General features: G+C 64.2%; 8 protein-coding genes and 1 pseudogene. 7 read left to right on the top strand and 2 right to left on the bottom strand.

From position 1 onward, the window contains the following. A pseudogene (locus HY836_RS13870) lies at nucleotides 1–307 on the top strand (cell filamentation protein Fic); the annotation flags it as partial. A gap of 37 nt (nucleotides 308–344) precedes the next feature. On the opposite strand, the gene HY836_RS13865 reads toward HY836_RS13870, so the two are convergent. After that, on the bottom strand, nucleotides 345–1,235 hold the full coding sequence (locus HY836_RS13865; protein WP_290676790.1) for a Sir2 family NAD-dependent protein deacetylase: 891 nt from the start codon (nucleotides 1,233–1,235) through the stop codon (nucleotides 345–347). Nucleotides 1,236–1,365: 130 nt separating this feature from the next. Here HY836_RS13865 and HY836_RS13860 point away from each other — a divergent pair, with 130 nt between their 5' ends. The 6 genes from HY836_RS13860 (at nucleotide 1,366) to HY836_RS13835 (ending at nucleotide 5,501) form a co-directional block, all read left to right on the top strand. Beyond that, the gene (locus tag HY836_RS13860; protein WP_290676788.1) at nucleotides 1,366–1,905 is read left to right on the top strand and encodes a hypothetical protein; all 540 of its coding nucleotides are present in this window, start codon (nucleotides 1,366–1,368) and stop codon (nucleotides 1,903–1,905) included. 2 nt (nucleotides 1,906–1,907) lie between these two features. Continuing rightward, a complete protein-coding gene (locus tag HY836_RS13855; protein WP_290676792.1) occupies nucleotides 1,908–2,615 on the top strand; it encodes a nucleotidyl transferase AbiEii/AbiGii toxin family protein in 708 nt (235 codons plus the stop codon). Between the two features lie 146 nt (nucleotides 2,616–2,761). Beyond that, the gene (locus tag HY836_RS13850) at nucleotides 2,762–3,187 is read left to right on the top strand and encodes a hypothetical protein (protein WP_290676786.1); all 426 of its coding nucleotides are present in this window, start codon (nucleotides 2,762–2,764) and stop codon (nucleotides 3,185–3,187) included. A gap of 98 nt (nucleotides 3,188–3,285) precedes the next feature. After that, nucleotides 3,286–3,858, top strand: a complete 573-nt coding sequence (locus tag HY836_RS13845) for a sigma-70 family RNA polymerase sigma factor (protein ID WP_290676784.1) — start codon at nucleotides 3,286–3,288, stop codon at nucleotides 3,856–3,858. Next, nucleotides 3,855–4,631 carry an anti-sigma factor gene (locus HY836_RS13840; RefSeq protein ID WP_290676782.1) on the top strand — a complete coding sequence of 259 codons (777 nt, stop codon included), beginning with the start codon at nucleotides 3,855–3,857 and terminating at the stop codon, nucleotides 4,629–4,631. Before HY836_RS13845 ends, HY836_RS13840 begins: the two co-directional genes overlap by 4 nt. A gap of 186 nt (nucleotides 4,632–4,817) precedes the next feature. Next, a complete protein-coding gene (locus tag HY836_RS13835) occupies nucleotides 4,818–5,501 on the top strand; it encodes a hypothetical protein (protein WP_290676780.1) in 684 nt (227 codons plus the stop codon). Nucleotides 5,502–5,506: 5 nt separating this feature from the next. On the opposite strand, the gene HY836_RS13830 is transcribed toward HY836_RS13835, so the two are convergent. Next, nucleotides 5,507–6,703 (bottom strand): aminotransferase class I/II-fold pyridoxal phosphate-dependent enzyme, encoded by a 1,197-nt coding sequence (locus HY836_RS13830; RefSeq protein ID WP_290676778.1) that lies wholly within the window; start codon nucleotides 6,701–6,703, stop codon nucleotides 5,507–5,509. Nucleotides 6,704–6,844: the final 141 nt, after the last annotated feature.

Raw genomic sequence — 6,844 nt, 5'->3', positions numbered from 1 at the left:
GACCGAGGCGGTGACCTTCACCCTGGCCATGGCGCAAGCCTCGCTGGACACGCACATGCGTCAGGAGGTGGCCTTCCTGGGTCTGTTCGACCGGGTAAAGCGCCACATCAGCGAGCGCCATGATCTGCGCGGCAGTGACCTCGCCAACCTGATCGTGACGATCTTCCAGAATGGCGGCACGCTTTCCAACAACCGGCGCAAGCGCTATGCCGATCGGGTGCAGGCGCATGTGCTGGATGCCATTGAAGAGGCCGTTAGCCGGGCCATGCAAGACCAGCCGCTGGACGATGAGCACGAAGAACATTGAGCGCTGTCATGATCATCTCCTCCCGCGCCGATTACCGCTAAGCCCCGAGCTCGTTACTGGTCTGCAAGGCTGCGTCGATCAACTGCAAGGCCTCCAGGCCCCCCAACGCCAACCCCACATCCAGCCGACTCGGCACCTGCGCCTCATCCACATTGATCCGCACCAGCCTCGCGCCCGCATAGATCAACATCTGCTGGCTGAAGTTGCGCACCGAAGGCACAGCCGTGCCCGCGCCGATCTCGATCACCACGGGCTTGCGCACATGGGCTAGCCAGTGCTCCAGCCTGGTCGATTGCGCCTCGCTGCGCGCAGGCAGCCACAGCGGGTCACCAAACATGAGGATGTTGGGCCGCGCCAGGCCGCCGCAATGCGGGCAGGTGGGTGCGACGTTGTTCAGCACGCCTTGGGCTTCGTCCACATCGGGCACAAAGTCATCGGCCGGCCAGATGGCTTCGGTGCAGGTGTTCAGGCACTGCAGGTGGTGGATGGAGCCGTGGCATTCGTACACCCGCTCGGGGTCGAAGCCGGCTTTCTGGAACTGGCCGTCCACATTGCTGGTGAACACGGTGGCGCCGGCGTTCATACCTTTAGCCCAGCGTTGCAGGATGCCGAAGCCGGCATGCGGCTGGGTGGCGCGGTAGAGCGCCAGGCGGTGGCCATAAAAGCCCCAGGCGAGCTCGGGTGTGCGGCCAAAGGCGCGCGGGTTGGCCACGTCCATGAAACCCAGGCCAGCGCGGCCCAGTGTGGGGTAAGCCTGCCAGAAGCCCTCCGGCCCGCGGAAATCAGGCAGGCCGGAATCCACGCCCATGCCGGCGCCTGCCGCCACGATCAGGCCATCAGCCTGGTCGATGATCTCGGCGGCGTGGCGGATGCGGGCGCGCAGTGCGTCGTCAGGGTTGCCATCTGGCGTTGCGGTGTGGGTGGGCATGTCGTCGGCAAAGAGAGCGATCCTGAGGGGTGCAGTCTGCCACGGGCGCCCACAGCCCTTGTCAAACGCGCACTCTCACGCTACATTCTCTATTCGCGAATAGAGAATGCGCGTGCGGCGCACCTTCTTCATGGCTCGATCCAATCCTCAAGTCACCTTGCGCCCCCAGGATCTGGTGGTGCTCTTGCGTTTGTCGCTGGAACAGGGCGATGCGCCCTCTTACGCCGCTTTGTCGGCTGAATTGAGCCTGACGGCATCCGAGATTCATGCCGCCGTAGACCGTGCGGTGACGGCGCAATTGGCTCATAAGGATGAACGGGGCAAGCCCCGTGTTGTCCGCGAAGCCTTGCGTCTGTTTGTTCAACACGGTGCCCGCTACTGCTTTCCCGCTACGCGGGGTGAACTGACGCGGGGCATGCCCACCTCATACGCGGCGGCGCCGTTGAAAGACAAGATCGTCCAGTCCAGCGAGCCGGTACCGGTGTGGCCCCACAAATCGGGCACGGTGCGCGGCATGGCCTTCACCCCTCTTTACCCAACCGTGCCGGAGGCGGCGGTGCGCAACCCTGCGCTGTATGAGTTGCTGGTGCTGGTCGACGCGATTCGGGGAGGCAGCCCGCGTGAGCGGGCCCTGGCGATCAAGCTGCTTGATGAGCAGTGGGCGGCGTGAACATGGCGCTCAATCCGAATGACCCCAATGTGGCCATGCTGGAAGTGGTGGCGCACCGTCTGGGTGATGCGCTAAGGCGCCGTCTCGTGTTCACGGGCGGCGCAGTGGTGGGCCTGTTGATCACGGATCCTGCCATGCCGAGTATCCGGCCAACCGAGGATGTGGATCTGGTTGCGCAGGTACTGGCTCGGGCCGAGTTCGATGAAGTCGAGGTCGCTCTGCGGGCGCAGGGATTCAAGCCCGACATGAGCCCTGATGCACCGATCTGCCGGTGGCGTGTGGACCACGTCACGGTGGACGTGATGCCCACACTGGAGGCCATCCTGGGGTTCAGCAACCGCTGGTATCCCTTGGCCGTGACGTCTGCCGCCACGATGGTGCTGCCCAGCGGGCTGGCCATTCACGTGGTTCAAGCGCCTGTTTTTGTCGCCACCAAGCTGGAGGCGTTTCATGGGCGAGGGCAAAACGACTATCTGTTCAGCCACGATCTTGGCGACTTGATCAGCGTGATCGACGGCCGAGATGTGTTCTTGAACGAGTGCATGCAAGCGCCTGACGAGTTGAGGCGCTATCTGGCCGAAGAGGTTCGGCAGTTGTTGTCGCAGCGGGCTTTCCTGGATGCGCTACCTGGCCACTTGCCGGCGGATGCGGCCAGTCAGGCGAGGTTGCCGGATCTGGAGCGCATGCTGCGAACGCTTGCGCAGTCGTGAAGCGCAGGCACGGTCTGCCCAGCTCCGAGGTGCCTCGCACATTTTTTTCGCACCCCCTGCATCCAAACCCGCATCCCTTCCGTTCTTCAGTCAGGCAGGGCAACTTTGCCCCCTGTTCAACCCCACATTCAATCTGGAGAACCAAGATGTCCGTTGCTTCCTTTACCCAATCTGCTGCCCAATCCGCCGCTCGTCTGGCCCTGTTCGCCTTGATCGCCTCTACCGCGCAGGCGCAGCCTGTGGTGCAGGGCGGCGTGCTCACCGATGCGGCTGGCCGCACGCTCTACACCTTTGACAAGGATCAGCCCAACAAGAGCAACTGCGCGGGCGGCTGCCTGCAAAGCTGGCCGCCCTATGTGGCTGCGCCCACCGCTGGCACCAAGCCTATGAGCGGCGTGGCCCGTTTCGAGCACGACGACATGCAGCACTGGACCTTCAACGGCAGCCCCCTGTACTACTTCATTGGCGATGCCAAGCCTGGTGATCGCAATGGCGACAGCAAGGGTGGCGTGTGGCATGTGGTCAAGCCTGGCGCGGCACCCACGCCTGCCACCACGGGATCCAGCTACTGAGTCTGAGCCCCTTGACTTTGGTCAAGGGCGGGCCCTGCTGCGTGCATCCCTGCCTTAAGATCCCACGCTCAATGCACCAGGGATGAGGCGGCTCGCTCATGATCCAGGCTCAAGAAGTGGAAACCTTGCTGGCAAGCGTCGCCATGGGGGACAGGGCCGCCTTCAAGGCCCTGTACGACCTGACAGCTGGCCTCTTGCTAGCTACAGCGAACCGCGTGTTGCAAGACCGGGCCTTGGCCGAAGACGTGGTGCAGGACGTGTTTGCAGGGTTGTGGCACAAGGCGGCTGACATGCAGGCGCCCGTGGCGCGCAGCCTGGGCTGGTTGTGTGTGATCACGCGCAACCGGGCCATTGACCATGCACGCAAGCGCCCTGCTGATGTGTCCTTGCATGGCGTGAGTGGCGATGGCGATGAATTCACGCATGACGCACCCAGTGACAGCCCGGATGTGTTCGATCAACTGGCCATGGCGCAAGATGATCACTGCCTGCAAGCGTGTTTGAAGCAACTGGCGCCAGAGCCCCGGCAGGCGGTGCTCTTGTCTTACCTGGAAGGCTTGACCCACATGGAGCTGGCTGAGCGCATGCAACGCCCTCTGGGTACCGTCAAGGCCTGGACGCGGCGCAGTTTGCTGGCCTTGCGCCAATGCATGACAGGTGGTGCCGCATGAGCATGAAGACCTACTGGCATCAGCACCCGGATACGGTAGACCGCCTGGCCGCCGAGTACGCCATGGGCAGCATGCCCGCGCCGGCACGCAGGCGGTTCGAGGCCTTGATGCGCCAGCGCCAGGACATCCAGCAGGCCGTGTGGGGCTGGCATGACACCCTGGCCGGCTCCTTGGTGGCGCAAGCCCCCTTGCCTGTGGATCCTGGCCTGTGGCCGCGTCTGGCATCGCGTGTGTTTGGTAGCAGCAGCGCACGCCAGACATCGCCCGCCGGCTCATGGTGGTCGCGCTGGTTCGGGCCGGTGCCCTCGGGCATGCTGGCTGTCGGCCTGGCATTGGGCATGGTCTTGCCCACCTTGTTGCAGACGCTGCCGAGCCAGATGGAGTCCAGCCAGATTCCTTCTCAGTTGCCGGAGAGCTATGTAGGTGTGTTGGCCACCGCCAATGGCCAGGCGGGCCTGGTGGTGTCCAGCCTGCGCAAAGGCCTGAGGGTGGACATCAAACAGCAGGTGCCCGTGGCGGTGCCGCAAGGCCAGACGCTGTACTTGTGGCGGATCGACAAGGCCGGGCAGCCGCACCCTGTTGCCGCCGTGCCGGACATGAGCGACAGGAAGTTTGTCAGCGTGCAATTGGCTGAACCTGCCGAGTCCGTATTCCGAGAGGCCACGGAGCTGGCGGTGTCGCTGGAGTCGCAAGGCAGCCAGCCCTCACAACCCAGCGGCAGCTTCGTGTACCGAGGTTTGTGCGGGAAGGTCTGGCAGCCGCCATCGCGCTAGTTCAAGGGTCTCGTGGTATGGAGGCATCTACACATCGCTTAACACCTTGCGTAAACCCGCATGGAGCGAGGGCGCCCCGGCTGGCACCATCATGACGCTCAGTCAATCACGCTTGTGGGCAAATGGGAACGATCGATTCTCGCGCTTTCAGGCCGCACTGAGCCACATTCAACCAAGGAGGAATACATGAAGACCCCCATTCGGTGCGCGTTCACTTGCCTGGCCGCGCTCACGTTTCTGGCCACCAGTGCCAAGGCCGACATCATCGACAACCAGGTGGCCGTGGCGCCGCTCTACTATGGCACCCCGGCCATGCCGCTGTCTGGCTATGAGTCAGCCTATGCCTTGACCTTTGGCACGAGCGCCTACCCGTTTCCTTATGTCGACGTGCAGTTCGACAACGCCGCGGGCAAGAGCAGCTACGCCAGGATGACGGCCACCCCGACCTACCTCACGTACATCCAGGATGTCGATGTGTTCGCGGTCACGCCGGGTGCCGAGATTTCGGATCGAACCATTGCCGATGGTTCGTTCACATCGTTCTTCCATGTCAAGGACATGTCCGTAGGGCCGAATCAGGACATCGTCTCGCTCACCGGCAACGACCCGGATATCTATCTGGGCTTCTCGGTCAAATACAAGCAAAGCGGCACTTACGAGTATGGATGGGTGCACTTGAACTACACACAACAATCCGGCTTGAAGGTGGTGAGCAGCGCCTTGACCACGACGGAAGCCGGCATCTACGCCATGACCCGCACCACCATTCCTGCAGTTGACGAACTGGGCACGCAACTGATGGCCTTGATGGGGGCGGCAGGGCTGGTCGCCGCTCAACTGCGACGCAGAGCCGGCGCAAGCCGCGCCTGACAGGGCTATACCCGGGCGGGGTGGCCAGGCAGCCCCGCCACAAATCCCTTGAGCCGCTTGAGCCCTTCGCTCAGATCCTCTTGGGATGCGGCGTAAGACAACCTCACATGCCCCTTCGCGCTGCACTGCCCGAAGTCATACCCCGGCGTCAGCGCCACATGGGCTTCCTGAAGCGCCCGCTCGCAGAACTGCATGGCATCCAGCCCGGTTGAGCTGACGTCGATGTAGACATAGAAGGCGCCATCGGGTGGCACGGGCACGTGCAGGCCGATGTCGGCCAGGCCTTGCAGCACCAGGGCGCGGCGTTCGCCAAACTCGCGTTTGCGGGCTTCGCACACGGCGATGGATTCGGGCGTGAAGCAGGCCAGGGCGGCCAGCTGCGCGGGGGTGGAGGCGCAGATGTAGTAGTTCTGCGCCAGGCGCTCCATCACGGGCACCATCTCCTCGGGCACCACGGCCCAGCCCAGGCGCCAGCCCGTCATCCCGAAATACTTGGAAAAACTGTTGATCACGCAGGCGCCAGGGTCGGCCGCGAGGATCGTGGGCGCGGTGTGGCCGCTGGCGGCCTCGGTATCGCTGAGGTTGAGGTAGATCTCGTCCACGATGCGCCAGGCGCCGTGTTGGCGGGCCCAGTCGCAGATGGCGGCCAGCTCGGCGGGGGGCACCGAGGTGCCGGTGGGGTTCGAGGGCGTGGCGATCATCAGGCCACGGGTGCGGGCGCTCCAGTGGCGCTGTACGGCTGCCAGATCCAGCTGGAAGCGTGAGCCGGCGTCGGTGGGCACCAGGCGCACCTTGGCGCCAAAGCCGCTGAGGAACTGCCGGTTGCACGGGTAGGACGGGTCACCCACCAGCACCTCGTCGCCAGGGTCCACCAGGGCGGCGGTGAGCAGCAGCAAGGCGGCCGAGGCGCCAGCGGTCACCACCACGCGTTCGGGGTTCAGGCTCAGGCCGTGGGCCTGTTGGTAGAAGCGGGCAATGGCCTCGCGCAAGGCGGGCAGGCCCAGCGCGCCGGTGTAGGGCATGGCGGTGTCGGCCGCGATGCGTTGCAGCTCGGCCCGCACGGCCGGTGGCGCGCCAAAGTCAGGCTCGCCCAGGTTGAGGCGGATCACGCGGTGCCCGGCGGCTTCCAGCTCGGCGGCGCGTTTGCCGAACTCCATGGCCAGGAAGGGGGTGATGGCTTGGGCGCGTTGGGAGACCTTCATGGCGTGGACGTGGTGCGAATCGGGAAATGGTAAACCCTGCACCTTCTGGCCTGGCAATGTGGGTGATGCACGCGGATCACGTCGTGCTGGCTGGCAGATTGTCCGCAAGCTGACGCACGATCGTCATGACCCCATGTCAAA

The organism is Aquabacterium sp. (assembly GCF_016234775.1).
In the GTDB taxonomy this organism is placed as follows: Bacteria; Pseudomonadota; Gammaproteobacteria; order Burkholderiales; family Burkholderiaceae_C; genus Aquabacterium.
Note: the sequence above shows the minus strand (reverse complement) of the source record. Positions and strands in the feature narration are given on the sequence as shown.

Bases quoted from the DNA above. Each gene is read 5' to 3' on its own strand.
- HY836_RS13865 (WP_290676790.1), bottom strand. From the start codon at position 1,235: ATGCCCACCCACACCGCAACGCCAGATGGCAACCCTGACGACGCACTG.
- HY836_RS13835 (WP_290676780.1), top strand. From the start codon at position 4,818: ATGAAGACCCCCATTCGGTGCGCGTTCACTTGCCTGGCCGCGCTCACG.
- HY836_RS13840 (WP_290676782.1), top strand. From the start codon at position 3,855: ATGAGCATGAAGACCTACTGGCATCAGCACCCGGATACGGTAGACCGC.
- HY836_RS13855 (WP_290676792.1), top strand. From the start codon at position 1,908: ATGGCGCTCAATCCGAATGACCCCAATGTGGCCATGCTGGAAGTGGTG.
- HY836_RS13860 (WP_290676788.1), top strand. From the start codon at position 1,366: ATGGCTCGATCCAATCCTCAAGTCACCTTGCGCCCCCAGGATCTGGTG.
- HY836_RS13850 (WP_290676786.1), top strand. From the start codon at position 2,762: ATGTCCGTTGCTTCCTTTACCCAATCTGCTGCCCAATCCGCCGCTCGT.
- HY836_RS13845 (WP_290676784.1), top strand. From the start codon at position 3,286: ATGATCCAGGCTCAAGAAGTGGAAACCTTGCTGGCAAGCGTCGCCATG.
- HY836_RS13830 (WP_290676778.1), bottom strand. From the start codon at position 6,703: ATGAAGGTCTCCCAACGCGCCCAAGCCATCACCCCCTTCCTGGCCATG.